The 22,614-nt window shown below is 66.1% G+C and carries 22 protein-coding genes; 11 read left to right on the forward strand and 11 right to left on the reverse strand.

The genetic code is table 11. The features are described 5' to 3' along the window. Positions 1-2: 2 nt before the first annotated feature. The 9 genes from DIS04_RS02735 to DIS04_RS02775 form a co-directional block, all read right to left on the reverse strand. The gene (locus tag DIS04_RS02735; RefSeq protein ID WP_111412180.1) at positions 3-1,778 is read right to left on the reverse strand and encodes a sugar phosphate isomerase/epimerase and 4-hydroxyphenylpyruvate domain-containing protein; all 1,776 of its coding nucleotides are present in this window, start codon (positions 1,776-1,778) and stop codon (positions 3-5) included. A 78-nt stretch (positions 1,779-1,856) separates the two neighbouring features. Beyond that, positions 1,857-2,591 (reverse strand): GntR family transcriptional regulator, encoded by a 735-nt coding sequence (locus DIS04_RS02740; RefSeq protein WP_218938117.1) that lies wholly within the window; start codon positions 2,589-2,591, stop codon positions 1,857-1,859. A 127-nt stretch (positions 2,592-2,718) separates the two neighbouring features. Next, positions 2,719-3,675, reverse strand: a complete 957-nt coding sequence (locus DIS04_RS02745; protein ID WP_111412181.1) for a VOC family protein — start codon at positions 3,673-3,675, stop codon at positions 2,719-2,721. A gap of 69 nt (positions 3,676-3,744) precedes the next feature. After that, positions 3,745-4,752, reverse strand: a complete 1,008-nt coding sequence (gene dmpG / locus DIS04_RS02750) for a 4-hydroxy-2-oxovalerate aldolase (RefSeq protein ID WP_111412182.1) — start codon at positions 4,750-4,752, stop codon at positions 3,745-3,747. An 11-nt stretch (positions 4,753-4,763) separates the two neighbouring features. Continuing rightward, positions 4,764-5,705 (reverse strand): acetaldehyde dehydrogenase (acetylating), encoded by a 942-nt coding sequence (locus tag DIS04_RS02755; RefSeq protein WP_111412183.1) that lies wholly within the window; start codon positions 5,703-5,705, stop codon positions 4,764-4,766. A gap of 10 nt (positions 5,706-5,715) precedes the next feature. Next, entirely contained in the window at positions 5,716-5,916 is a 201-nt protein-coding gene (locus DIS04_RS02760) for a 4-oxalocrotonate tautomerase family protein (protein WP_111412184.1), read from the reverse strand. Between the two features lie 2 nt (positions 5,917-5,918). Then, positions 5,919-6,686, reverse strand: coding sequence for a 2-keto-4-pentenoate hydratase (locus tag DIS04_RS02765; RefSeq protein WP_111412185.1), 768 nt, complete (start codon positions 6,684-6,686; stop codon positions 5,919-5,921). Then, positions 6,683-7,492 (reverse strand): 2-keto-4-pentenoate hydratase, encoded by an 810-nt coding sequence (locus DIS04_RS02770; protein WP_111412749.1) that lies wholly within the window; start codon positions 7,490-7,492, stop codon positions 6,683-6,685. Before DIS04_RS02770 ends, DIS04_RS02765 begins: the two co-directional genes overlap by 4 nt. A gap of 14 nt (positions 7,493-7,506) precedes the next feature. Beyond that, positions 7,507-7,971, reverse strand: a complete 465-nt coding sequence (locus tag DIS04_RS02775; RefSeq protein ID WP_218938118.1) for a carboxymuconolactone decarboxylase family protein — start codon at positions 7,969-7,971, stop codon at positions 7,507-7,509. 408 nt (positions 7,972-8,379) lie between these two features. Between DIS04_RS02775 and DIS04_RS02780 the strand changes: the two genes are divergently transcribed. The 9 genes from DIS04_RS02780 to DIS04_RS02820 all read left to right on the forward strand — a co-directional run bounded on the left by DIS04_RS02780 (position 8,380) and on the right by DIS04_RS02820 (position 17,540). Beyond that, the gene (locus DIS04_RS02780; RefSeq protein WP_111412186.1) at positions 8,380-9,390 is read left to right on the forward strand and encodes a TRAP transporter substrate-binding protein; all 1,011 of its coding nucleotides are present in this window, start codon (positions 8,380-8,382) and stop codon (positions 9,388-9,390) included. A gap of 82 nt (positions 9,391-9,472) precedes the next feature. Then, on the forward strand, positions 9,473-10,033 hold the full coding sequence (locus DIS04_RS02785; RefSeq protein ID WP_111412187.1) for a TRAP transporter small permease: 561 nt from the start codon (positions 9,473-9,475) through the stop codon (positions 10,031-10,033). Position 10,034: 1 nt separating this feature from the next. Then, on the forward strand, positions 10,035-11,306 hold the full coding sequence (locus DIS04_RS02790) for a TRAP transporter large permease (protein ID WP_111412188.1): 1,272 nt from the start codon (positions 10,035-10,037) through the stop codon (positions 11,304-11,306). Positions 11,307-11,770: 464 nt separating this feature from the next. Further along, positions 11,771-14,563 carry a monovalent cation/H+ antiporter subunit A gene (locus tag DIS04_RS02795; protein ID WP_111412189.1) on the forward strand — a complete coding sequence of 931 codons (2,793 nt, stop codon included), beginning with the start codon at positions 11,771-11,773 and terminating at the stop codon, positions 14,561-14,563. Next, positions 14,563-14,901: a Na+/H+ antiporter subunit C gene (locus DIS04_RS02800; protein ID WP_111412190.1), complete on the forward strand. Its 339-nt coding sequence runs from the start codon at positions 14,563-14,565 to the stop codon at positions 14,899-14,901. Before DIS04_RS02795 ends, DIS04_RS02800 begins: the two co-directional genes overlap by 1 nt. Then, positions 14,898-16,421 (forward strand): monovalent cation/H+ antiporter subunit D, encoded by a 1,524-nt coding sequence (locus DIS04_RS02805; RefSeq protein ID WP_111412191.1) that lies wholly within the window; start codon positions 14,898-14,900, stop codon positions 16,419-16,421. The genes DIS04_RS02800 and DIS04_RS02805 overlap by 4 nt, the downstream gene beginning before the upstream one ends. Next, on the forward strand, positions 16,418-16,924 hold the full coding sequence (locus DIS04_RS02810) for a Na+/H+ antiporter subunit E (protein WP_111412192.1): 507 nt from the start codon (positions 16,418-16,420) through the stop codon (positions 16,922-16,924). The genes DIS04_RS02805 and DIS04_RS02810 overlap by 4 nt, the downstream gene beginning before the upstream one ends. Beyond that, positions 16,921-17,190 carry a K+/H+ antiporter subunit F gene (locus tag DIS04_RS02815; RefSeq protein ID WP_111412193.1) on the forward strand — a complete coding sequence of 90 codons (270 nt, stop codon included), beginning with the start codon at positions 16,921-16,923 and terminating at the stop codon, positions 17,188-17,190. Before DIS04_RS02810 ends, DIS04_RS02815 begins: the two co-directional genes overlap by 4 nt. Further along, positions 17,187-17,540, forward strand: a complete 354-nt coding sequence (locus DIS04_RS02820; protein ID WP_245904462.1) for a Na+/H+ antiporter subunit G — start codon at positions 17,187-17,189, stop codon at positions 17,538-17,540. Before DIS04_RS02815 ends, DIS04_RS02820 begins: the two co-directional genes overlap by 4 nt. Positions 17,541-17,550: 10 nt before the next feature. Here DIS04_RS02820 and DIS04_RS02825 read toward each other — a convergent pair whose 3' ends face one another. Both DIS04_RS02825 and cysK read right to left on the reverse strand, forming a co-directional pair. Continuing rightward, positions 17,551-18,135: a carboxymuconolactone decarboxylase family protein gene (locus DIS04_RS02825; protein WP_111412194.1), complete on the reverse strand. Its 585-nt coding sequence runs from the start codon at positions 18,133-18,135 to the stop codon at positions 17,551-17,553. A 17-nt stretch (positions 18,136-18,152) separates the two neighbouring features. After that, complete coding sequence (gene cysK, locus DIS04_RS02830; RefSeq protein ID WP_111412195.1) at positions 18,153-19,655, reverse strand: cysteine synthase A; 1,503 nt, start codon at positions 19,653-19,655, stop codon at positions 18,153-18,155. Positions 19,656-19,817: 162 nt separating this feature from the next. Here cysK and DIS04_RS20375 point away from each other — a divergent pair, with 162 nt between their 5' ends. After that, a complete protein-coding gene (locus tag DIS04_RS20375; protein ID WP_162623006.1) occupies positions 19,818-22,064 on the forward strand; it encodes an ATP-binding protein in 2,247 nt (748 codons plus the stop codon). Continuing rightward, entirely contained in the window at positions 22,061-22,612 is a 552-nt protein-coding gene (locus DIS04_RS20380; protein ID WP_162623007.1) for a DUF4242 domain-containing protein, read from the forward strand. The genes DIS04_RS20375 and DIS04_RS20380 overlap by 4 nt, the downstream gene beginning before the upstream one ends. Positions 22,613-22,614: the final 2 nt, after the last annotated feature.

Below are 22,614 nucleotides of genomic sequence, written 5' to 3' on the forward strand. Positions count from 1 at the left end.
CGTCACGCCTCGGAGGTGCGGTATTCACCGACCTCGAGCATGAGATGTTCGTTGCCGGGAACCGTCAGTTGAAGGAAGGCATAGTCACGGTTCCCACGGCGTTCATAACGCAGGGCATGGGCCTGGAAGAGGGTCCGGTCGCGCTCGGATAGGGCCTGGTGGGCCGCCAGGTCGTGGTAGTAGTTGGCCGGTACCGGTTCCACGGCAAGGCCGGCGGCACTCAGGCGCTGGGCGGTGGCCACCACATCGTCGACCTCGAGGCGCAGTGCCACACAAGTGGCGGGCTGATCAAGACCCGCTGAAGGTGACAAGGCGCGACCGACCGAAGTGCCGGCATGGGTCGAGGTCTCCAGGACGATCTCCCCCCCACCGTCGGTCGACTGCCAGCAGCGACGCCTTACCACGCCCTGGGACTCGTGGCGAACGCCCGTGCTCGCCGCAGGCAGTCCTAGCAGGTGACGCCAGACGCCTGACTCGCTCTCCAGCAGGCCACACGGCAGGGCGAAGGCGACTCCGCTCAGCCGGCAGTCCGAGGGCGCCGGATGCTGGCCGGACTCGAAGCGTCCGTCGAGGTTGGCGTCGGGGCCGATGCGTAGCGCCAGGGCCGCCGGGGTGGTCAGCAGGCGACCACCCAGATCATCATCGTCGCGGGTGGCTTGACCATACCCCTCCAGACGCATCAGCAAGGCCTGAGAATCGGTGCATGCGAGGCCCAGGCTATGCACCGTGACGGCCGCGTTGTCGTGGGTCTCACGTAGATAAACATCGAAGGCCTGGCCAGCAAAGCGGGTGATTGGCGCTCGGCGATGCCGGCCCTGCTCGACCAGGCCCAGGCTACCAAGCAGCTGTTCCACGGCCTGCCGGTGGACGGGCGGCATGGCTAGCTCGAGGCTGGCGAAACCGTTGAGGGCCGGAGCCCTGGGCGGTTGAAACAGCGGGCGCTCGGCCTGGCTCGGCAGCTGGACGTCGGCTTGCAGGCGCTCCTCCAGCCATAGCAGCGATTGGCGGGCGGCCATCGCGGTGGGGCCGGCCGGAGCGGCGCGAAACTCGTCGTTGAACATCTCCAGCGACAGTGGGCCGGCGTATCCGGCCTTGAGCACGGCGGCGACGAAGCCCGTCATGTCGTATTCGCCGAGGCCGGGGAACGAGCGCAGGGTGCGGCTGTACCTCGGGGGGCGAGTGCTCTCTCGCGGGGCGTCGGAGAGCTGCAGGAAGAAGATCTTCTCGCCGGGCAACTGGGTAATGGGGCTGATGGCGTCGTCCAGTGCCAGGGTGTGGTAGCTGTCGAGGATGAGCCCAAGGCTGGGATGGTCGGCGGCCTCAACCGCCGCCCAGGCCTGGGCGTAGCGATTGATTTGCGTGCCCCAGGAGAGTGCCTCGAAGCCCACTCTCAGCCCGCGGGCCGCCGCTCGCTCGGCCAGGCGATGGAGCTGCTCGGCGACGAGGGCCGGGTCGCCGGAGATATCGGGCTGGGCATTGGAGCAGACCAGCATCAGCTCCACACCAAGCTGTTCCATCAGGTCGAACTTGTGCTCGGCGCGCACCAAGTTGCGCTCCAGCTGTTCGGGGTGGACGCCCTCGAAGTCGCGGAACGGCTGAAAAATTTCGATGGTCAGCCCCAGGTTCTCGGCCATCCGGCGAATCTCGTCTGGGCGGCCCGGGTAGCTCAGCAAATCAGTCTCGAACAACTCACAGCCATCGAAGCCGGCGGCGGCGATGGCCTGGAGTTTCTCCGGCAGGCTGCCGGAGAGCGACAGGGTTGCGATAGCGTGGCGCATGAGTGCCTCCCTGCAGGCGGGTCAAAGCCCGTCCGCATCATGAATAGTGATCGGGGGGGTGCCGCCTGGCGGCAGGGCTCAGTCCGGCTGGACGTTGAGCTCCTCTTCCCGCTCGCGCGCCAGCATGGTGCGAATGTTGTCCGTGGTTCGCTGGGTATGCTGAGCCAGTAGTACACAGGCCAGGTCGGCGTTGCGTTCCAGCGTGGCCTCGACAATGGCGGCGTGCTCGCTGCGGGTATCCCGGTCGAAAGGATTTTTCTGGAGGTAGAGGCGGCGGTAGCGATCGTTGAGGTCGTGGAGCGTGCGACAGTAGTTGAGGAGCAGCGGCATGTCACAGGCCTCGAGCAGCTTGAGATGGAACTGGCGGTGGGCCTCTTCCCACACCTCCTGCTGCTCCAGGGTCATGCCATCGGTACGCTTGATGCTGTCCAGCTCGTACTGGGCGGCAATGATTCCGGCTTCCCAGCGCCGACCGCCCTCGGCGATCGCCTCACGCAACGCCAACCCCTCGAAGTGGATGCGCAACTTGGCGATCTCCCTGAGATTCTTCTCCGATACGGGCATGACACGGTAGCCACGCTTGTCCTCGATCAGCACCAAACCCTCAGCACCCAGGCGCGACAGCGCCTCGCGCAGGGGGCTGCGGCTGATCGACAGGTTCAACTGCTCTCGAAGGGCCTCCAGACGAAGCTTGGCCCCCGGGGGGAGTTCACCACTGAGAATGGCGCGACGCAGGCGCTGAACCAAGGAGGTGGCCAGGGTGATACCACCCTCCCCGCTCTCGGGGACGAGACTTTCCATCATCCTGTTCATCTTCAGAGCCTCCAGTGTTACCGGCGTCGTGACGCCTATCGGGTAGCAAGAGATCAGTGTGTTCAGTATACCGCGCCTACCCCTTGGCCTTCAGGGCTCCTCTGCAAGCAAGGGGCCTGGGTGAGCCTTACAGCAGCGGCGTGGCGTGTTCATGAAAACTCGGCGGGCACTCCAGGCCCCAGGCGGTGGAGCGGCCCTTGACCTCGGTGCCCCAGGTTACCGGCTCCCAGTCCGGTTCGAAGATATGAAAACCGCCGGCAAACACCTCGATGCGATTGCCGCCCGGCTCATAGACATAGAGAAAGAAGCCCTGGGTGCGCGAGTGTTTGGCCGGCCCGAACTCGATGAAGACGTCGTTCTCCATGAAGATCTCGGCGGCTCGCAACACCTCCTCGCGGGTGCTGGCGTAGTAGGCCAGGTGATGCAGACGACCGCTGACACCCGCCGCCGGCTCCTTGGTGATCGCCAGGTCGTGGGCCTTGTTCATCAGGCTCATCCAGGCGCCCACTTCTTCGCCCTGGCCGCCGGGGATCAGGTGCTCGCGCAGTTTGAAGCCCAAGGTCTCGGCGGCGAAGGTACGCATCTCCACCACGTCCCGGGTCAGCAGATTGATATGGTCGATGCGTTCCACGGCCACGCCTCGGCCATGGTACTTCTGCGGCTGATTGGGGAGATAGGCTTGCTTACCCTCGGGTGCCCGATATTTCTCGGACTCGAAGTAGAGTTCCATCTCGTGGCCGCCGATGCCGGTGAAGCGATAGGCCTTGCCGTGGCCCACGTCGCCATCGATCCAGCGGCCCTGAATACCGTAGGCTTCGAGGGCGGCGACGCGACGCTCCAGAGCCTGGGGGCTCATGGCTCGCCAGCCCACATGACCAAGCCCGGCCTGGTGGGAGGCGGTGAGCTTCAGCGAGGTGAGATCATGGTCGCCCCAGGCGCGCAGATAGGCGCTGTCACCCTCGGTAGCCACGACATCGAGACCGTAGACTTCGGTGAAAAAGCTCAGGCTCTCGTCGAATTTGGGCGTGAGCAGTTCGGCATGGCCCAGCTTGGCGATGTCGTAGATCGGTTCCTGGTAGGACATCTCTTGTACTCCCGTTGAATTGGCAGGTCACTGCTGCTGTTGTGTTTGGGATGGCGAAATCACCCGGGGTCATCGATGCGTCATATCCAGCGCGACGTCGACGATCATGTCCTCCTGGCCGCCGACCATCTGGCGGCGGCCCAGCTCCACCAGGATATCCATGGTCTTCAGGCCATAGCGCTCTGCAGCGGCCTCGGCGTGACGCAGAAAGCTGGAGTAGACGCCGGCATAACCCAGTGCCAGGGTCTCGCGATCGACGCGAACCGGCCGGTCCTGTAGCGGGCGAACGATGTCGTCGGCGGCGTCCATCAGGGTGTAGAGGTCGCAGCCGTGATCCCAGCCCAGGCGCTCGGCGACGGCGATGAACACCTCGAGCGGAGCATTGCCGGCGCCGGCGCCCATCCCGGCCAGGCTGGCATCGACCCGGTCGCAGCCCTCCTCCACCGCGACGATGGAGTTGGCCACACCCAGGCTCAGGTTGTGGTGAGCATGGATGCCGGTCTGGGTGCTCGGGTCGAGCGCATCCTTGAGCGCCCGGAAGCGCTCGCGCACCCCCTCCATGGTCAGGGCACCACCGGAGTCCACTACATAGAGGGTCTGGGCGCCGTAACACTCCATCAGCTTGGCCTGTTCGGCGAGCCCCCTGGGCGTCTGCATATGGCTCATCATCAGGAAGCCCACGGTATCCATGCCGAGCTTGCGAGCATGCTCGATATGCTGGCGGGAGACATCGGCCTCGGTGCAATGGGTGGCGATGCGAGCCCCCCTGGCACCGGCGGCATAGGCGGCGTCCAGGTCGTGGACGGTGCCAATGCCGGGTAGTAGCAGGGTGGTGATCATGGCGTGCTCCACTACCTCGGCCACTGCGGCGATCCACTCCTCGTCGCGGTGGGCGCCGAAGCCGTAGTTGAAGCTGGAGCCTTGCAGGCCGTCGCCGTGGGCCACCTCGATGGAGTCGACTCGGGCGGCGTCGAGGGCACGAGCGATGCGCCGGGCATCGTCCAGGCTGTACTGGTGGCGCACCGCATGGCTGCCATCGCGCAGGGTAACGTCGGAGATGTAGAGTTTCTTGCTCATGATGAGGCTCCTCAAGCGGTGGCGGCCAACAGGCGGGTCTCGGCCAGACGCTCGGCGCAAGCCTTGGCGGCGGAGGTCATGATGTCCAGGTTGCCGGCATAGGCAGGCAGGTAGTGGGCGGCGCCCTCCACTTCCAGGAAGATGGAGGTCTTGAGGCCGCTGACCTTGCCGATGCCGGGAACGTTCAGCGGCGCCTCGACCGAAATCTCCTCGAATTGCACCCGCTGCTTGAGGCGATAGCCGGGTACATACTGCTGGACCATGCGGACCATCTCCTCGATGGAAGCCTCGATGGCGGCTCGGTCAGCGGACTCGGAGAGCACGAAGACGCTGTCACGCATCAATAGTGGCGGCTCGGCGGGATTGAGGATGATGATCGCCTTGCCGCGTTCGGCCCCGCCGCAAACCTCGATGGCCTTCGAGGTGGTTTCGGTGAATTCGTCGATATTGGCGCGGGTGCCGGGGCCGGCGGACTTGCTGGAAATGGAAGCGACGATCTCGCCGTAATGCACCTTGGCGACCCGGGAAACCGCTGCCACCATGGGGATGGTAGCCTGGCCGCCGCAGGTGACCATGTTGATGTTGGGGGCGTCCAGGTGCTCATCCAGATTGATGGGAGGAATCACGTAGGGGCCGATGGCCGCGGGGGTCAGGTCGACCACCCTGATGCCGCGGGCCGTGAGCAGCTCGCTGTGGCGCCGGTGGGCGCCGGCGGAGGTGGCATCGAAGACGATCTTGATCTCGTCGATGTGGTCCATGGCCAGCAGCCCGTCGATGCCCTCGGCGGTGGTGGGCACACCAAAGCGCCGTGCCCTGGCCAGGCCGTCGGAGGCGGGATCGATGCCCACCATGGCGCCCATCTCCAGGTATTGGCCGTGACGCAGGATCTTGATCATCAGGTCGGTGCCGATGTTGCCGGAGCCGATGATGGCGACTTTGACTTTCTGGCTCATGCTGGAGTCCTCACTGCTGCCGTGCGCGGCGTTGCTGCATGGTTTCCCCACCTACCCCCCAATGGGTGGCGGGGTACTCCTGGACCAGCACCCGAACGCTCTCCAGAGGGGCGTCCAGGCTCTCGCTGATGGCGCGGGCGACATTCTCGATAAGCCTCTGCTTCTTCTCGGCATCACGGCCTTCGATGATGTTGATGGTGGCGATCGGCATGGTCACTCCTCCACATGGAAACCGAGGCTGCCCAGCTGCTGCATTTCCAGGCGCACGTATTGTCCGGGCTCTAGCCATTCGGCGGCGGTAGCGCCGCCGGCCAGCACGATGTCACCGGCGCGCAGTGGCTCGCCGGCCTGGGCGGCCAGGCGTGCGGCTGCGACCAGTGAACGGATGGGGTTGCCGAGAATGGCAGCGGTTGAACCGACATGACGCGTCTGGCCGTTGAAGCTCATGGCCAGCCCCAGGTTGGTGTAATCGATTCTGGGGTCGCCCCAGTTACCGACCACGAAGCCCGTGGAGGAGGCGTTGTCGGCGATTACGTCGGGCAGTGAGAATTTGAAGTCGCGGTAGCGCGAATCGATGATCTCCAGTGCGGGGGCGATGGCCTCAATGGCCGTCAAGGCCTCGGCAGAAGTGACCTGCTCGGGCAGGTCGCGACCGAGCAGGAAGGCCAGTTCCGGCTCCACCCGCGGGTGCACATAGCTGGCGAGACTGATGGTCGAGTTCTCCTCGATGCGCATGCCACTGGTCAGGCGCCCCCAGATCACATCGTCGATGCCCATCTGGCTCATCTTGGCGCGACTGGTGAACCCCATCTTCATGCCCACTCGGGCCTCGCCGCGCCGCAGGCGCTGTTGTATGGAGGCCATCTGGATGGCGTAGGCCTCTTCCAGCGACATCCGCGACTCGGGGTCGAGCTGCTCCACGGCGGTGGCTGAGCGGGCCGCCTCGTCGAGCCGGAGGGCGTGCTGCTGAATAGTGCTCATGCGCTCACCTCGTCATTCGCTGACAGTTGGAAGACAGCCTGGACGCTGCCTAGGCCGTTGATGCGTGCCTCGATCACGTCACCGGGCTGCACCGGCACCATGGGGCCGAGGGCGCCGGAGAGCACGAGGTCACCGGCCTTCAGCGGCTGACCGAGTTTGGCCATCTTGCGGGCCAGCCACACCACGGCATTGAGGGGGTTGCCAAGACAGGCGCGGCCCACGCCGACCGAAACCGGTTCACCGCGCCGCTCCATCACCATGCCGCACAGATCCAGGTCGAGGTCTTCGAGGCGTCGCGGGGTGCTGCCCAGCACATAGACGCCGGACGAGGCGTTATCGGCAATTGTGTCGATGATGCCGATGTTCCAGTCGGCGATGCGGCTTCCAACCACCTCGAGGGCGGCTACCGCATGATCGATGGCACGGAGCACGTCCACCTGCGTAGGGTTGACCATGGCCAGGTCCTGGCCCAGAACGAAGGCAACCTCAGCCTCCACCTTGGGCTGCTGCAGCCGTGCCCAGGGGATCGGTTCGCCGTTGCCGTAGCCCATGTCGTCGAACAGAGCACCGTAATCGGGTTGATCGACGCCTAGCTGGGCTTGGACCACTCGTGACGTGAGTCCGATCTTGCGGCCGACGATGCGGTGACCAGCCGCCAGCCGTGCCTCGGTGTTGTGCTGCTGGATGGCGTAGGCGGCTTCGATGTCGAGGCCCTCGAACCGCTCGCGCAGCGGAGCGATGAAGTCGCCGCTGGTGGCGGCATCGCGCAGTTGCTGGGCTGCCAGTTGCAGGGATTCCGGCTTCATGATGATTTCCCGATTCATTGTTCGTTGGCGGAGCCATCGGCCTGCTCGGCCTCGCGGGCGGCGACGCTAGCCAGCATGTGGGCTCCACGATTGGCGGCGGGCAGGCCGCGGAACAGGAAGCAAAGATTGATGGTGGCTTGGAGCTCCTCCCAGCTTGCGCCACAGCGGCGGGCAGCGATGCAATGGGTTTGGGCGGCATCGTTACCTGCCATCAAGAGCATGCCGAAGAGCATCATCTGCACCATCTTGGGTTCCAGGTGCGGAGTGTCCATGGCGTAGCTGCGAGTCTTCTCCTGCAGTTCGACCATGGTGGGATCCATGACACCGGTGGTGCACAAGCGGGCCTCGATACGCGGTGGCACGAAACCAAGCAAATCAAGATAGGGCTGCTGGTGGGCGCTGATGGCGCTCCTCTGTGCAGTGCTTGCCAGGCCCATGGCCTGACCGACAGCGTCCAGGTCGAGTCGGGGTGACGACATGGATAGAGCTCCTTCGGGTATCAAGATAAGAGACAAAATATGTTTTGCATGCAAAGTCTATATTGAATGCAAGCTATTCATCTCTCCCCCAGGCGTCAAGCAAGATGAGAAGAGTTGAGACCAAAGTCGTACCTAGAGATCGGCTGTGTCCATTATTCGGTAGGTGGACAAGCGAAATAAGCACTTTCAGACTGAGGGCCAATGTCAGCAACACTGGATCGATATTAGACGTTAGTCGAGGCTATATTGACCCGGGACCTGCAGCGCCCTAGGTTGTATTTTGTCGGCAATAATGTTTCTGCATGCAAAATGCCGTCAAGACCCCCTCACTTCATGCAGCGGTGCTTCCAGGGCAGTAAGGCGAGAGCCCGGGACCCAGGCACCCATAACGACAACGAGGCAACGACAATGACAACGATAAACTTGAAGAGCGCCCTGCTCGGTACCGCCCTGGTCTTCGGCGTAAGCACCATGGTCCAGGCTCAGACTATCCGCTTTGCCCACGTCGACCCCGACGACTGGCAGGGCTCCAAGAAGGGCGCGGCAGCGCATATTTTCAAGAAGATCGTCGAGGGTGAGACCGACCTCAGCGTCGAGCTCTTTCCTGCCGCTTCGCTGGGCAACGAACCCGAGCTGGTGGAACAGGCCGTTGACGGCACGACTCAGGTGGTGATGGTTTCTGGCGCCATGGCGCAGATCTGCCCGGCGGCCGGAGTACTCGACATTCCCTATACCTTCGATTCGCCAGTGACCGCCTGGCGGGTGCTGGACGGAGAGTTCGGCCAGGAGCTTGCCGAACACTGCCTGAACCAGACAGGACTGCGCACCCTGGGGTACGGCGAGACAGGCGTACGTCACTTCACCAATAGCGTGCGCGAGATTCAGAGCCCGGATGACATGGCCGGGCTGCGCTTCAGGGTCCAGGACATCCCCCTCTATGTGGAGATGGTACGCGGGCTGGGCGGCGAACCGACCCCGATTGCCTGGTCGGAAGTGCCCACCGCATTGGCCACTGGCGTGGTGGATGGCCATGAGAATCCGGTGGGGACCATCTACAACAACAACATTCATGAGTTGCAGGACTATCTGACCCTGGATGGACACGTCTATGCCACTGACTTCCTGCTGATCAATGACGACTTCTACCAGTCGCTATCGCCCCAGGACCAGGCCGTGGTCAAACGCGCTGGGGTCATCGCCGGGGTGATGGGACGGGCGATTCAGCAGTTCACCACCGCCGAGGGGGTGATCGCGGTGCAAGAGGCGGGCATGCAGGTCTACACTCCCTCTGCGGAGGAACTCGAGCAGTTCCGTGAACGCGCTCAGCCTCGTGTCCTCGAGTGGTTGGCCGACGACCTGGGCCCCGATGCCGAGTGGATCGACAAGCTGGAAGCCGCCGTCGACGCGGCCAGCCGCTGACCCCTGGCGTATGCGAATACCCCCTGCCGGCCCAGCCGGCAGGGTGATACTCCGACTCTTCACTGGCTGAGACGCGCACACCATGTCTGCACTCTTCCGATCCCTGACTTTCCTGGTGTCACGACTACTGGCTATTGGCGCCGGGCTATGCATGGCCATCATTTTCCTGGTCGTCTTCTGTAATGCTCTGCTGCGCTATGCGCTAGGTAGCTCGCTGGCCTGGGGGGATCAGGTGCCTGTCTTCCTGGGTATCTATGGCGTGATGTTTGGTTTGTCGCTGGGCTATTTACAGGATCGCCATGTGCGCCTCGGCCTGCTGGTGGACTTCCTGCCTGAGCGCTTCCGAGAAATTCTCTTTCTGATCGTCGACCTGTCGGTCGTAGTGATTGGCGTATTGCTCTCCTGGTCTGGCTACCTCTTCATGCAGCAGCGCGGTGGCATGCGTGTTTCGGGGTTGCACGGTGCAATGCGTGAACTTAGTCAATTGACCGTTCTGGATCTAAGCCTCTTCGCCACCATGGCGCCCTATCAGTTCGCCCTGTGTCTAGGCGGCGCCATGCTGACCTTGGCGGCGGTGCTTAAATTCATCGAACGGCTTGCCTTGCTGCACAACGCGCAGAGCAGCGTACCGGAGGGTGTGTGACATGGCCTATGTAATTCTGGTCGGCGGGCTGATCATTGGCTTGCCGATCGCCTTGGCGATCCTGGCCGCCTTGCTGTTCTTCATGGCAACCGGCGAGCCGCCCTATCATCTGCGTGCGGTGGCCACCCAGATGTTCTCGGGCATGAACTCCTTTCCGTTGCTGGCAATCCCGCTGTTCATCCTGGCCGGCGAGCTGATGAATGCCAGCGGCATCACCAGTCGTATCATCGCTTTCTCGAAGCTGATGGTTGGCAGGCTCAGAGGGGGGCTGGCTCACGTCAACATCTGGGCCTCGGTGGTCTTCGCAGGCCTGTCTGGTTCGGCGGTAGCCGACACCTCGGCGCTGGGGCGTGTGTTCATTCCCGAGATGGAGAAGGAAGGTTACCCTCGCGATTTCGCAGCGGCGCTGACCGCAGCCTCTTCAGTCATCGGCCCGATCATTCCGCCGAGTATTCCGGTTATCATCTATGCACTGATCGTCTCTGGTGTCTCGGTACCTGCCCTCTTTCTGGCGGGTATCGTGCCGGGGATACTGCTGGCCCTCTTCCTTTCCGGCTACGTGATGATCTTCGCCGGCACGTACCAGAAACAGGCCGCGCCAAAGCCCGCCGGAGAGAAGCGAAAGATCCTGCTGGACGGCATTGTACCGCTGTTTATGCCGGTGTTCGTGGTGGGCTCCATCCTGCTGGGCATCGTCACGCCCACCGAGGCGGCGGCCTTCGCCGTCGCCTATGCCCTGCTCGCCGGGATGCTCTACTTTCGCGAGCTAGGCTGGCGAGACCTGCCTTCGATCTTTTCGCGCACCATGGTCGACAGTGCGGTGATCATGATCATCATCGGCGCAGTGGCGGCAGCCAACTGGCTGTTGACCTACAATCGCATCCCCAATTTGATCACCGACATGGTGCTCGCCTACATCAGTGTGGAATGGACCTTTCTGCTGGCGATCATTGTGCTGTTCCTGATAGTTGGGCTCTTCCTGGAAGGAATCGCCGCCATGCTGGTGCTGGTGCCGATTCTTCACCCCATCGCCATGAGTCTGGGGATCGACCCGGTGCACTTCGGTATCGTGGTGATCTTTAATCTGATGATCGGTTTGATCACCCCGCCCATGGGGCTCTGCCTGTTCGTGGCGGATTCGGTGGCCAAGGTGGGACTGGCGCGGCTGTCACGAAGAGTGCTGCCACTGCTCCTGGTACAGATACTGGTGCTATTGATTATTACCTTTGTGCCCGCAATCGTAACTTGGCTCCCTAGACTTCTTGGATACTGAACGGGTGCCTTTAGCCACCCAGAGAACGAGTCTATGACGTTACACCCCTGCCACCGCGGTGGCAGGACGAGATCATGAAGCGGCTGGGCATCGTGCCGCCGAACCAGCAGGCCACCAGTTGACCCCCGGGGCAGGAAGCCCACAGCGCGCCGAGACGAAGCTGGCCAAGCGCTCGCCCGCGAACATCGGAAACCTCGCCCAGCGTTGACACGAGCCAAGGAACGGCCCGGCAAAGCCCACTATAGTGAAGGCCGTTGACGGCAATCTTTCGGCAGGCGACGCCAGGCACGTCACTGGCGACGCCGCGGCGATGCGATGAAGATCTTCACGGCTTCAGGGGGCGTCATGCGAGGAATCATCCACCCGTATCCACACCCATTCCCGAGTCAACCTTTGTCTTCCTGTCGGCGCCTGGAGGATCCCAGCCGCCAGCCCGCTTCACGACGTTAGCCGCAAGCGCCCGCATGGCCCTTGCCCTCGTCCTCCTGCTGCCGCTGCTGGGTGCCCTGCTGCCCGCGCTCCACCGGCGCGGCACACCACGCCAGCTCGCCTCTCTCGCCGCCCTGCCCGCCGTTTCGAGCTTCGCCCTGCTGCTGAGCTGGCTGCCGCGGGTCTCGGACGGCGAAACCGTCGTTCACGAACTGCGCTGGCTGCCCTCGCTGGGGCTCGACATGGCGCTGCGACTCGATGCCCTGGGCCTGCTGTTCGCCCTGCTGATCACCGGCATCGGCTGCCTGATCCTGCTCTACGCTCGCTACTACTTCGAGGGCAACGCCTCGGCCGCACGCTTCTACATCCTGATGCTGCTGTTCATGGCGGCCATGCTGGGTATCGTGCTGTCCGAGAACCTGCTCTTCATGCTGGTGTTCTGGGAGCTGACAAGCCTGGTCTCCTTCCTGTTGATCGGCTTCAACAGCGACCGCCAGGCCGCCAGGCTCGGCGCGCGGATGTCGCTGGTGATCACCGGCGGCGGCGGGCTGGCGCTGCTGGGCGGCATCGTGCTGCTGGGCCAGGCCGCCGGCAGCTACGAACTCTCGGCGGTGCTCGAGGCGGGCGAGCGAATCCGCGCCTACGAACATCATGCCCTGATGCTCAACCTGGTCCTGCTCGGGGCCTTCACCAAGTCGGCACAGTTCCCCTTCCACCTCTGGCTGCCCCATGCCATGACGGCGCCGACGCCGGTCTCCGCCTACCTGCACAGTGCCACCATGGTCAAGGCGGGGCTGTTCCTGCTCGCCCGGCTGCATCCGGCCCTGGCGGAATCCGAACTGTGGTTCCACCTGGTCGCCCTGACCGGCATGGCGACGCTGATGACAGGCGCCTTCGTCGCCATGTTCATGCACGACATGAAGGGGCTGCTGGCCTACTCCACGGTCTCGCATCTGGGGCTGATCATGCTGCTGCTCGGCCTTGGCACGCCCATGGCGGTGGCGGCGGCGCTCTTCCACCTGGTGTGCCATGCCCTGTTCAAGGCCCCGCTGTTCATGATGGCGGGCTATGTCGACCGCGCCACCGGCACTCGCGACATGCGCCGCATCAACGGCATGTGGCGCTTCATGCCGGTGCTGATGGGGCTCTCGGCGATCCCCGCCGCCGCCATGGCCGGCCTGCCGCTGATGAGCGGCTACCTGAGCAAGAAGATGCTGTTCGGCGAGAGCCTGCTGGTCACGACGCCCAGCTGGGCGGCCGCGGTCATACCCGCCTGGGTGACCCTGGCCGGGCTGTTCTCGGTGGCCTACTCGATTCGCATCTTCCACAACGTCTACTTCAACGGCCGGCCCATCGACCTGCCTGTCTGGCCCCCCCGGGAGCCGCGCCTGGCGGCGCTGACTCCGATCGCGCTGCTGGCCCTGGCCACGCTCTATGTGGGCCTGGCACCGGCGGGGCTCAACGCGCTGCTGGTCCAGCCGGCGTTCGAGGCTTCGCGCCAGGCGAGCCTGCCGGCCTACGACTTCGCGGCGCTAGGCGGCACCCTGCCGATGCTCATGAGCCTCGTCGCGCTTGTCGGCGGCGCACTCTTCTACCATATCCGCGACCCGCTCTTCCGCCTTCACGCGCGGCTGCCCGAGGTGGATGCCAAGGAGATCTTCGACTGGATCATGCGCCGCGCCATCGACCTCTCCCAGCAGCGCGTGTTCCAGCTCGAGAATGGCTCGCAGCAGCGCTACCTGACCTTCATCATGATCACCGTAGTCGTGCTGGTCGGCGTGGAGCTGCTCAGCGTGGCACGCTGGAACGGCGGCGTGGCACTGGCTCCGCTCGACCCGCTGACCGTACTGGCCGCCATCCTGCTCTGCCTGGCGGCCATCGGCGTGGTGGTGTTCCACCACTTGCGCCTACCGGCCCTGCTGTTGCTAGGGGTGACGGGGCTGTTCGTCACCGTCGCCTTCGCACGCTTCTCGGCGCCGGACCTGGCCCTGACCCAGCTGATGGTGGAGGTGATGGCCGTGGTGATCATGATGCTGGCGCTCTCCTTCCTGCCCCAGCAGTCGCCCCGCGAGTCCTCGCGCCGGCGCATGGCACGCGACCTCGCCATTGCCGGGTTGATGGGCGGCGGCGTGGCCGCCTTCAGCTTCGCCATCCTGACCCGGCCGCAGCGGACCATCTCCGACTTCTTCCTCGCCAACAGCCTGCCCGGCGGCGGCGGCACCAACGTGGTCAATGTGATACTGGTCGACTTCCGCGGCTTCGACACCCTGGGCGAGATCACCGTGCTGGGCATCGCGGCGGTGGCAGTGTTCGCCTTCACCCGCGACCTGCAGCTCAAGGAGCGGGTGGTCGACACCAACCCCGCGCACTGGGTCGCCGAACCGCACCCGATCATGCTCGGCACCGTGGCCAGGCTGGTGCTGCCGATCGCCCTGCTGGTCTCGGCCTATATCTTCCTGCGCGGACACAACCTGCCCGGCGGCGGGTTCATTGCGGGGCTGATCACCGCCGTGGCGCTGACACTGCAGTACATGGCGGGCGGGCTGGTATGGGCCCAGGAGCGCATGCTGACCGCCTTCCGGCCGCTGATCGGCGCCGGGATCCTGATCGCCGTGCTCACGGGCATAGGCAGCTGGCTGTTCGGCTACCCGTTCCTCACCTCGGCCCACGGCCACCTCCACCTGCCCCTGGCGGGCGACGTCGAGCTGGCCACCGCCATGCTCTTCGACCTCGGGGTCTATGCCACCGTGGTCGGGGCGACCCTGCTCATCCTGGCCAACCTCGGCAAGCTGATGACCGTGGCCGGCCCCGGCAAGGAGATCGGTTGATGGAACTGCTCTATGCGATCACCCTCGGCGTGCTGACGACCTGCGGCATCTACCTGCTGCTACGGGCACGCACCTTCACGGTCATCCTCGGGCTCACCCTGCTCTCGCACGCTGTCAACCTCTACCTCTTCGCCTCGGGCCGACTGGTCGCCGGCGCGCCGGCCATCGTCGGCCTCAGCGAACGCTCGGCGGACCCGCTGCCCCAGGCCCTGGTGTTGACCGCCATCGTCATCGGCTTCGCCATGACCGCTTTCGTGGTGGTGCTGGCGCTCAAGGCGGCGGTGGAACTGCGCAACGACCACGTCGACGGCGAGAACCCCGACGAGGACCTGGCATGAACCACGCCCTGATCCTGCCGATCCTGTTGCCGCTGGTCACCGGGGCGGGCCAGCTGCTGCTCTACCGGCTGCCCTTCGCCGTGCAGCGCCTGGTGGGCATCGCCAGCACCCTGGGCCTGGTCGTGCTGGGCGTATGGGGCCTGGCCATGGCCGGCTCGGGGGAGCACCACCTCTACCACGCCGGCGACTGGCCCGCGCCCTTCGGCATCGTGCTGGTGCTCGACCGGCTCTCCGCCATCATGCTGGCGCTGACCGCCGTCCTGGGCTTCTGCTGCCTGCTCTATGCCAGCAGCGGTGCCGACCGGCGCGGTCCGCACTTCCACGCCCTCTTCCAGTTCCAGCTGGCCGGCCTGAACGGCGCCTTCCTGACCGGCGACCTGTTCAACCTCTTCGTGTTCTTCGAAATCCTGCTGATCGCCTCCTATGCCCTGCTGCTGCATGGCGGCGGCCGCGCCCGCAGCCGCGCCGGGCTGCACTACGTGGTCATCAACCTGGCGGGTTCCGCACTGTTCCTGATCGCCCTGGGCACCCTCTATGGCCTCACCGGCACCCTCAACATGGCCGACCTGGCCCTGCGTGTGGCGCAGGCGCCACCGGAGGATGCCCCGCTGCTCGCCGCCGCCAGCCTGATCCTGCTGGTGGTGTTCGGCATCAAGGCCGCCATCCTGCCGCTGCTGTTCTGGCTGCCCCGCGCCTATTCGGCCTCCACCGCGCCGGTGGCCGCGCTCTTCGCCATCATGACCAAGGTCGGCATCTATGCCATCCTGCGCGTCTTCCTGCTGGTCTTCGCGCTGGGCGAAGCGCCGATCAACGCCACCGCCTGGGTCTGGCTGTGGCCGCTGGCGCTGCTGACCCTGGCGCTGGGCGGCATCGGGGTGCTGGGCTCGAACAGCCTGCGCACGCTGACGGCCTACCTGGTGATCCTCTCGGTGGGCACCCTGCTGGCCACCATCAGCTTCGTCACCCCGGCGGCCCTGGGCGCCGCGCTCTTCTACCTGATCCACAGCACCGGCATGGCCGCCGTCTTCTTCCTGCTCGCCGACCTGCTGGGCCAGCAGCGCGAGGCGGGCTACGACCGCTTCTCGGCGATCGGCCCCATCGGCCATCGCTGGCTGCTGGGCACGCTGTTCTTCGTCGCGGCCATCGCCATGGCGGGCCTGCCCCCGTTCGGTGGCTTCGTCAGCAAGGCGTGGATCCTCCAGGCGAGCGCCCGGGAGCCCCAGGGCATGTGGCTGTGGGGCGTGCTGCTGGGCGCCGCGCTGCTGACCGTCATCGCCCTGAGCCGCACCGGCAGCAGCTGGTTCTGGCGCCCCGGCGACATGGCCAAGCCGTATCCGCTGGAGCGCGGCCCGCTGGCGCTGGTCTCGACCATGGTCGGCCTCAACGGCCTGCTGGCGGTGTTCGGCGAGCCGGTGATGGGGTATCTCGAACTGACCGCCGAGCAGCTGCTCGATCCCAGGGCCTACATCGCCGCCGTGCTGCCGGAAGCCGGCACGGCGACGCCGGAGGTGGCACCATGACGCCGTCGTTCCGCTCCTGGCAGTTCTGGCTGCCGCATCCGCTGTTCTCGCTGTTCCTGGCGCTGCTGTGGCTGCTGATGGTCAACGACTTCAGCGTGGCCCACGCCCTGCTGGGGCTGGCCCTGGGCGTGGCCATCCCCTTCGTCACCCACGCCTTCTGGCCCGAGGAGGCCAGGATCAAGCGCCCCCTGCCGCTGCTGCGCTATCTGCTGGTGCTGCTGGTGGACATCCTGCGCTCCAACCTGGTGGTGGCGCTGCGCATCCTGCGCCCCGCCCGGCACCTGCAGCCGGGGTTCTTCGTCTATCCGCTGGCCCTGGACGACGACTTCGCCATCACCATCCTGGCCAGCACCATCTCGCTGACGCCCGGTACCGTCTCGATCCACCACGACGCCAAGGCCAATACGCTGCTGGTCCACGCCCTGCATCTGGAGGACGAGGCCGAGGTCATCGCCACCATTCGCCAACGCTACGAGCAGCCGCTCGAGGAGATCTTCCGATGATCGACGCCGTCGTAACGATCGCCATGACGCTATTCGCCGTTGCCGCCCTGCTGAATCTCTACCGCCTGGCCGTCGGGCCGGACATCGTCGACCGCATCCTGGCGCTGGACACCCTGATGATCAACAGCATCGCGCTGATCGTGCTGGCAGACATCCGCATGGGGCTGGGCGTGCTCTTCGAGCTGGCCCTGCTGATCGCGCTGATGGGCTTCGTCAGCACCGTTGCCATGAGCAAGTACCTGCTGCGGGGGGACGTGATCGAATGAACGCCATCGCCATGCCGGGTTACCTCGAGTTCATCGTCGCCGCCTTCCTGCTGTTCGGCGCGCTGGTGGCACTGATCGGCTCCTGGGGGCTGGCCAAGCTGCCCGACTTCTACACGCGCCTGCACGGCCCGACCAAGGCCAGCACCCTGGGAGTCGGCTGCATCCTGATCGGCTCGCTGCTCTTCTTCAGCCACCAGCAGGGTGGCGTCTCGTTCCAGGAGGCGCTGGTGACGATCTTCCTGTTCGCCACCGCGCCGGTCAGCGCCCACATGATGGGCAAGGCGGCTCTGCGCCGACGCCTGCCGGGGGTGGCGCGCACCCGCAACATGCCCGACCTGTCCGAGGAGTAGCGAGGCGGCGTCAGGCCGAGGCGATCGGCCGGCCCACGCAGAGCGCCGACACCAGCCCCGGCGGGAGCTCGCGAAAGGCCGCGTCGGCCTCGGCCCCGAGGCCGTCGAGAAGGCGAGTGAAGAAGGCGCGGCCGGCCACCACCGCGACGATGTCGAAGATCTCGGCATCGCCGAGGCCGTGCGCCCGCAGCGCGTCGATATCCTCGGCGCCGACCTCCTGGGCGCGACACGCCACCTTGGCGGCGAAGGCCATCATGCTGCGCTCGGCCTCGCTGAGCGGCCCCGCCTCGCCCGCCACCATGGCCTGCGTCCCCTCCATGCCGAGCAGCTCCGCGAGGGCCTTGGCATGCGCCAGCGAGCAGTAGCTGTTGCCCAGGGCGCGGGCGGCGGCGAGGGTCACCAGCTCGTAGCGGCGCGCATCCATGGGGCGGCGGATCGTCGCGATCAGTGCCGCCCAGCATTTCATCACCTCGGGGCGATGGCAGAACAGCCGGGCATAGTTGGGAAGAAAGCCGAAGTGGGCCTGCTGGCGCTGGTACATCTCGCTGACCTCGCCCTCGGCCAGTTCCGGGGCAATCGTCTCGATATAGCTCATGTGGGTCCTCTCCCGTGTCAGGCTTCGGCGGAGCGCGGATGCAGCCAGGCCGGCAACAGCAGCCTTGAGTCGATCCGCGCCGTGCTGTCATGGGCAACGCCGCACGCCGCGAGGCGCTCGCCCAGGCTGCCGTTCTCCCACGCCTCGAACAGCTCGCCGCAGCCGCCCAGCGGCTCGCCGCCGATGAAGATCTGCGGAATGGTGGGCGCCCCGGTGCGCCGGGCCAGCACCGGGCGCAGGCGCACGCCCATGTCGCCGACCTGGCAGGCAGGCGAATCGAGTTCGACGCTCAGCACGTCGACGCCCAGGCGGTCGAACAGCTTGCGCGCGGCCCAGCAGAACTCGCACCAGGCCAGGGCGAACATGACCACCGGCGCCTGGGCCAGGTAGTCGTCGAGCCGTTGCTCGGCCTCGGCGTCGCTTGTCGCTTCCTGCGCCGCGGCGACACGCACCGCGGGCGTGGCAGAAGGCTGGGGGGCCGGCGCTGCCGCGGGCGTGTCGAAGCGGAAACCGGGCGTGGAACGGGACAGCGCCAGCTCCTCCTCGTTCATCTCGTCCTCGATGCCCGCGAACAGCGGCGTGGTCTGATAGCGCTCGCCGGTATCCGGCAGCATGCAGACGACATGACTGCCGGCCGGTGCCCGCCGCGCCACCTCCAGGGCCGCCGCCAGGGTCGCGCCGGCGGAGATGCCGACGAAGATACCCTCCTTGCGCGCCAGCTCGCGGGCCAGCCGCAGCGCCTCTTCTCCCGCCACCGGCACCACCTCGTCGACCATCCCGGCGGCCACCGCCTGCTGGGTCAGGGGCGAGATGAAATCGGGGCTCCAGCCCTGCATCAGGTGCGGACGGAAGCGCGGGTGGCTGACGCCTTGCGGCTGGACTTCGCCGCTGCCCAGCAGCGGCGCATTGTCGGGCTCGGCCACGACGATGCGCGTCCGGGCATCGGCCGCCTTGAGTACCCGGGAGACGCCCTTGAGCGTGCCGCCGGTGCCGAAGCCAGTCACCCAGGCATGGATCGGCTCGCCCTGCATGTCGTCGAGAATCTCCCGCGCCGTGGTGCGGCTATGCACCTCGGCGTTGGCCTCGTTCTCGAACTGTCGGCACAGAAAGTAGCCGTGGGTCTCGGCCAGCTCGACCGCCTTGGCCAGCATGCCGCTGCCCTTCTCCGAGGCCGGCGTCAGGACCACCCGTGCGCCGAGGAAGCGCAGCAGCCGCCGGCGCTCTAGGCTGAAGCTCTCGGCCATGGTCACGACCAGCGGGTAGCCCTTGCGCGCGCACACCATGGCCAGGCCGATCCCGGTATTGCCACTGGTGGCCTCGATCACCGTCTGGCCCGGGCGCAGGTCACCGCTGCGTTCGGCCGCCTCGATCACCGCCAGTGCCATACGGTCCTTGACCGAACCCATGGGGTTGAAGGCCTCCACCTTCACGTGAAGATTGACGTCCGGCGGGGCGAGCCGAGCGAGTCGCACCAACGGGGTGCGGCCGATGGTTTCCAGGATGCTGGCGTAGCGGGCCATGGTGATTCTCCTCGGGTAGACAGGTCCACAGGGTCGGCCCGGGCCGAGGAAGCGGGCGTGGAAACCAGCGTGGTTTTTTGCTGCCAAGTGAGTAGAAAAATGGGCGACCAGGCCGAGGGAGGCGCGAACTATACTGCTAGGGTTATCCCACCGGGTCCTGACATGCACGCGCTGACCCTCAACCTGCTTGGCGATCTCGAAGTGATCCGGGACGGACAGGTGTTGGTGCTGCCTCCTTCCAGGAAAACCCGTGCTCTGCTCGGCTACCTGGCGCGACACTCGCGCCCCTTGAGCCGCGAGCACTTGTGCGACCTGCTTTGGGAACTGCCCGACGATCCACGAGGCTCGCTGCGCTGGAGCCTGTCGAAGCTGCGCCGTGTGGTGGACGCTGCGGGTCGGCCCCGCCTCAGGGCCGACCGGCACGGCGTGCTGCTGGACACTTCCGATATCGACATCGATGTGGTCGGCCTGCATGCGCTGTGCCGTGACGGCTTGGCCGCAGCCGACATCGACCAGCTCGAGCGCACCGCCAGCCGCTATCGGGGCCATTTCCTCGAGGGCCTGGAACTGGACCGCTTTGCCGATTTTCACGGCTGGTACCTGGCCGAGCGAGAAGCCGCCATGCGAGCCCAGACGACCCTGCTGACGACGCTGGTCCAGCGCCTTGCCGATACACCGGAACGCGCGCTGCCCCACGCCCACGCCTGGGTACGCCTCGTCCCCTTCGACGAAGCGGCTCGTGCCTGGCTGGTGCGTCTGCTGCTGGCCCTGCACCGTCCGCGCGAAGCCGAACAGCAGCTGCAACTGGGCGTGCGCCTCATTCGTGAAGCGGGCCTGCCGCTCAACGGCCAGCTGCTGCGCGCCTGGCGGGAGACCCGTCAGGTTCAGGGCTCCATGGTGAGTGCCGGCACAGGCATGCCGCCTCTCTCCGCCGCTGACGCCCCCCTCGCCCATGCAGGCGATACCCTGGAAGTGATGCGCTGGGCGGCGCTGCTGGCTCCTGATCCCGATCCGGCCACCCTGGGCCGGGTCTCGGGGCTCGACACCAATCGTATCGGCCTGGCCCTGGAGGTGGCCGAACGGCACGGGTGGCTCACGTTCGGCGCCGAGGGGTTGCGTTTTTCGCGAATCGAAGTGGCTGCCGAGCTCTACCAGGCGATTTCGCCGGCACGGCGCCAGGCCATGCATCGGCGTATTGCCGAATGGCTGGCCGAAAGTCCCCTCAACGACATGCGCCAAGCCACCAGCCTGGCGCACCACGCCCATGCCAGCGGCGACCTCGAGCTGGCCGTCCGGGCGATGATCGAAGCCGGCCGCTTCTGCCTGCGCATCTTCGCCAACCAGCAAGCCCAGCACTTTGCCCAGCGGGGCCTGGCATTGGCCGACGCCATGACCGGCTCGCGGCGTGTCTGCCTGGCGCTCGAACTCCACGAGCTGCTGTACAGTGCCGCCCCCTTGGCCGATTGGGAGGCCGGTGCCGGCGAAGTGGTCGCGCTTGCCGAGCAGGCCCTGGAGCACGGCGCCCTGGCCCATGCGCGGCTCGGCTTCCAGTTGGCCAGCCATATTCGCTGGGCCCACGGCCAATGGCGCGATGCTCACGAACAGACCCTGCAGGCGGAGCGCGCGACCCGCTGCGGCGAAGGCCGCGAACAGGTCATCGCCATGGCCGAAACCGCGCGCTGCCTGGCCATGCTGGAGCGCGACCTGAACCAGGCGAAGGCACTGCTCGCCCAGGCGCGCGAACTGGCCATCCAGCAGAATATCGGGCACCCGGCCATTCCGCTGGCCCAGGGACTGCTCAGCCTGCACGAGGATCGTTTCGACAGTGCGGAAAGCTACTTCAAGGAGGCCCGCACCCTGTGCAAGGCCATGGGGGACAGGCTGGGCGAGTTCCAGGCCCAGGAGACGCTGCTGCTGATGGACTTCGAGCGGGACGATTACGCCCGCGCCCGGGAACGCTGCGCCCAACTTCGCGAACTCGCCGAACGGCTGCGCGACGGCAGCGAGGCGCCCTATGCCGCCAGCGCCGACGCCTTGTGCCACTACGCCCTGGAGGACGACTCCGACCCCTTCGGCGTGGCACTCGTGCCCCTGCGCCACGCCGATGCCCGCCACCGCCTGGCGGTGCTGCTGCTGCAGGCGGCACGGCTCGACCTCGCTCGCGCAAGAACCGAAACGGCACGACAGCGCGCCAGCGAAGCCCTCGAGCACGCGCGGGTGCTGGAACGCCGCAGCGAGCAGCTGCTGGCCCACGCCCTGCTGGCCGAATGTGCCCGGCGCCTAGGCGACACGCCAGCCTGGCGCCTGCATGCCCAGGCCGCCGAAGCGCTGGCGCAGGAGCCCGTTGCCGGCTGGGCCCGGCGACGCTGGCAGGCGCTGCGGGACCAGCCCACCGAGGACGGAACATGATCGATGTCATCCTCGAACGCGGCTTCGACCGCCCCCTCGAACCATGGCTGGTGCGCTCTCTGACCGAAGCGGCTCTGCCTTGTTTCGACCTGCACCGGATTTGCTGGCACGAGAGCCTGCTGGCACGGGACGGACGCCGCCTGGTCTGCCATTTCCAGGCTCCCGACGCGGAATCGGCACGCATCGGCCTGCGCCAGGCCGGCGCCGATGTCAGCTCGCTGTGGGGCGGCAGCGTCATCGATGCCCCCGGCCTGGGGTCGTCCGAGCTGGCTGCCGCCAACGTCATCGTGGAACGCCACTTCGCCGCCCCGGTGACCTTCGAGGCGATCCAGGCGCTGGAAGACGCCGGGGGCGCGTGCCTGCAAAACCATCGGGTGAGGTTCCTGCGCACCTTCTTCTCGCTCGACCGGCGACGCATGTTCTGCCTCTACCAAGCTCCGGACGCCGAATCGGTCCGCCTGGCCCAGTATCAGGCCGGCATGCCGGTCACCCGCATCTGGACCTTCCAGCGTATCGCCCCGGCAGTGAATTCCACGCCACCCACCTGAAA

It is taken from the genome of Billgrantia lactosivorans (assembly GCF_003254665.1).
Classification (GTDB): Bacteria; Pseudomonadota; Gammaproteobacteria; order Pseudomonadales; family Halomonadaceae; genus Halomonas; species Halomonas lactosivorans.

What these genes read in the sequence shown, in the direction of transcription:
- DIS04_RS02800 (WP_111412190.1), top strand. Translation starts at nt 14,563, where the DNA reads ATGGAACTGCTCTATGCGATCACCCTCGGCGTGCTGACGACCTGCGGC.
- DIS04_RS02810 (WP_111412192.1), top strand. Translation starts at nt 16,418, where the DNA reads ATGACGCCGTCGTTCCGCTCCTGGCAGTTCTGGCTGCCGCATCCGCTG.
- DIS04_RS02815 (WP_111412193.1), top strand. Translation starts at nt 16,921, where the DNA reads ATGATCGACGCCGTCGTAACGATCGCCATGACGCTATTCGCCGTTGCC.
- DIS04_RS02745 (WP_111412181.1), bottom strand. Translation starts at nt 3,675, where the DNA reads ATGTCCTACCAGGAACCGATCTACGACATCGCCAAGCTGGGCCATGCC.
- DIS04_RS20375 (WP_162623006.1), top strand. Translation starts at nt 19,818, where the DNA reads ATGCACGCGCTGACCCTCAACCTGCTTGGCGATCTCGAAGTGATCCGG.
- DIS04_RS02775 (WP_218938118.1), bottom strand. Translation starts at nt 7,971, where the DNA reads ATGTCGTCACCCCGACTCGACCTGGACGCTGTCGGTCAGGCCATGGGC.
- DIS04_RS02790 (WP_111412188.1), top strand. Translation starts at nt 10,035, where the DNA reads ATGGCCTATGTAATTCTGGTCGGCGGGCTGATCATTGGCTTGCCGATC.
- DIS04_RS02760 (WP_111412184.1), bottom strand. Translation starts at nt 5,916, where the DNA reads ATGCCGATCGCCACCATCAACATCATCGAAGGCCGTGATGCCGAGAAG.
- cysK (WP_111412195.1), bottom strand. Translation starts at nt 19,655, where the DNA reads ATGGCCCGCTACGCCAGCATCCTGGAAACCATCGGCCGCACCCCGTTG.
- dmpG (WP_111412182.1), bottom strand. Translation starts at nt 4,752, where the DNA reads ATGAGCAAGAAACTCTACATCTCCGACGTTACCCTGCGCGATGGCAGC.
- DIS04_RS02820 (WP_245904462.1), top strand. Translation starts at nt 17,187, where the DNA reads ATGAACGCCATCGCCATGCCGGGTTACCTCGAGTTCATCGTCGCCGCC.
- DIS04_RS02755 (WP_111412183.1), bottom strand. Translation starts at nt 5,705, where the DNA reads ATGAGCCAGAAAGTCAAAGTCGCCATCATCGGCTCCGGCAACATCGGC.
- DIS04_RS02785 (WP_111412187.1), top strand. Translation starts at nt 9,473, where the DNA reads ATGTCTGCACTCTTCCGATCCCTGACTTTCCTGGTGTCACGACTACTG.
- DIS04_RS02765 (WP_111412185.1), bottom strand. Translation starts at nt 6,686, where the DNA reads ATGAGCACTATTCAGCAGCACGCCCTCCGGCTCGACGAGGCGGCCCGC.
- DIS04_RS02805 (WP_111412191.1), top strand. Translation starts at nt 14,898, where the DNA reads ATGAACCACGCCCTGATCCTGCCGATCCTGTTGCCGCTGGTCACCGGG.
- DIS04_RS02780 (WP_111412186.1), top strand. Translation starts at nt 8,380, where the DNA reads ATGACAACGATAAACTTGAAGAGCGCCCTGCTCGGTACCGCCCTGGTC.
- DIS04_RS02825 (WP_111412194.1), bottom strand. Translation starts at nt 18,135, where the DNA reads ATGAGCTATATCGAGACGATTGCCCCGGAACTGGCCGAGGGCGAGGTC.
- DIS04_RS02795 (WP_111412189.1), top strand. Translation starts at nt 11,771, where the DNA reads ATGGCCCTTGCCCTCGTCCTCCTGCTGCCGCTGCTGGGTGCCCTGCTG.
- DIS04_RS02740 (WP_218938117.1), bottom strand. Translation starts at nt 2,591, where the DNA reads ATGAACAGGATGATGGAAAGTCTCGTCCCCGAGAGCGGGGAGGGTGGT.
- DIS04_RS02770 (WP_111412749.1), bottom strand. Translation starts at nt 7,492, where the DNA reads ATGAAGCCGGAATCCCTGCAACTGGCAGCCCAGCAACTGCGCGATGCC.
- DIS04_RS02735 (WP_111412180.1), bottom strand. Translation starts at nt 1,778, where the DNA reads ATGCGCCACGCTATCGCAACCCTGTCGCTCTCCGGCAGCCTGCCGGAG.
- DIS04_RS20380 (WP_162623007.1), top strand. Translation starts at nt 22,061, where the DNA reads ATGATCGATGTCATCCTCGAACGCGGCTTCGACCGCCCCCTCGAACCA.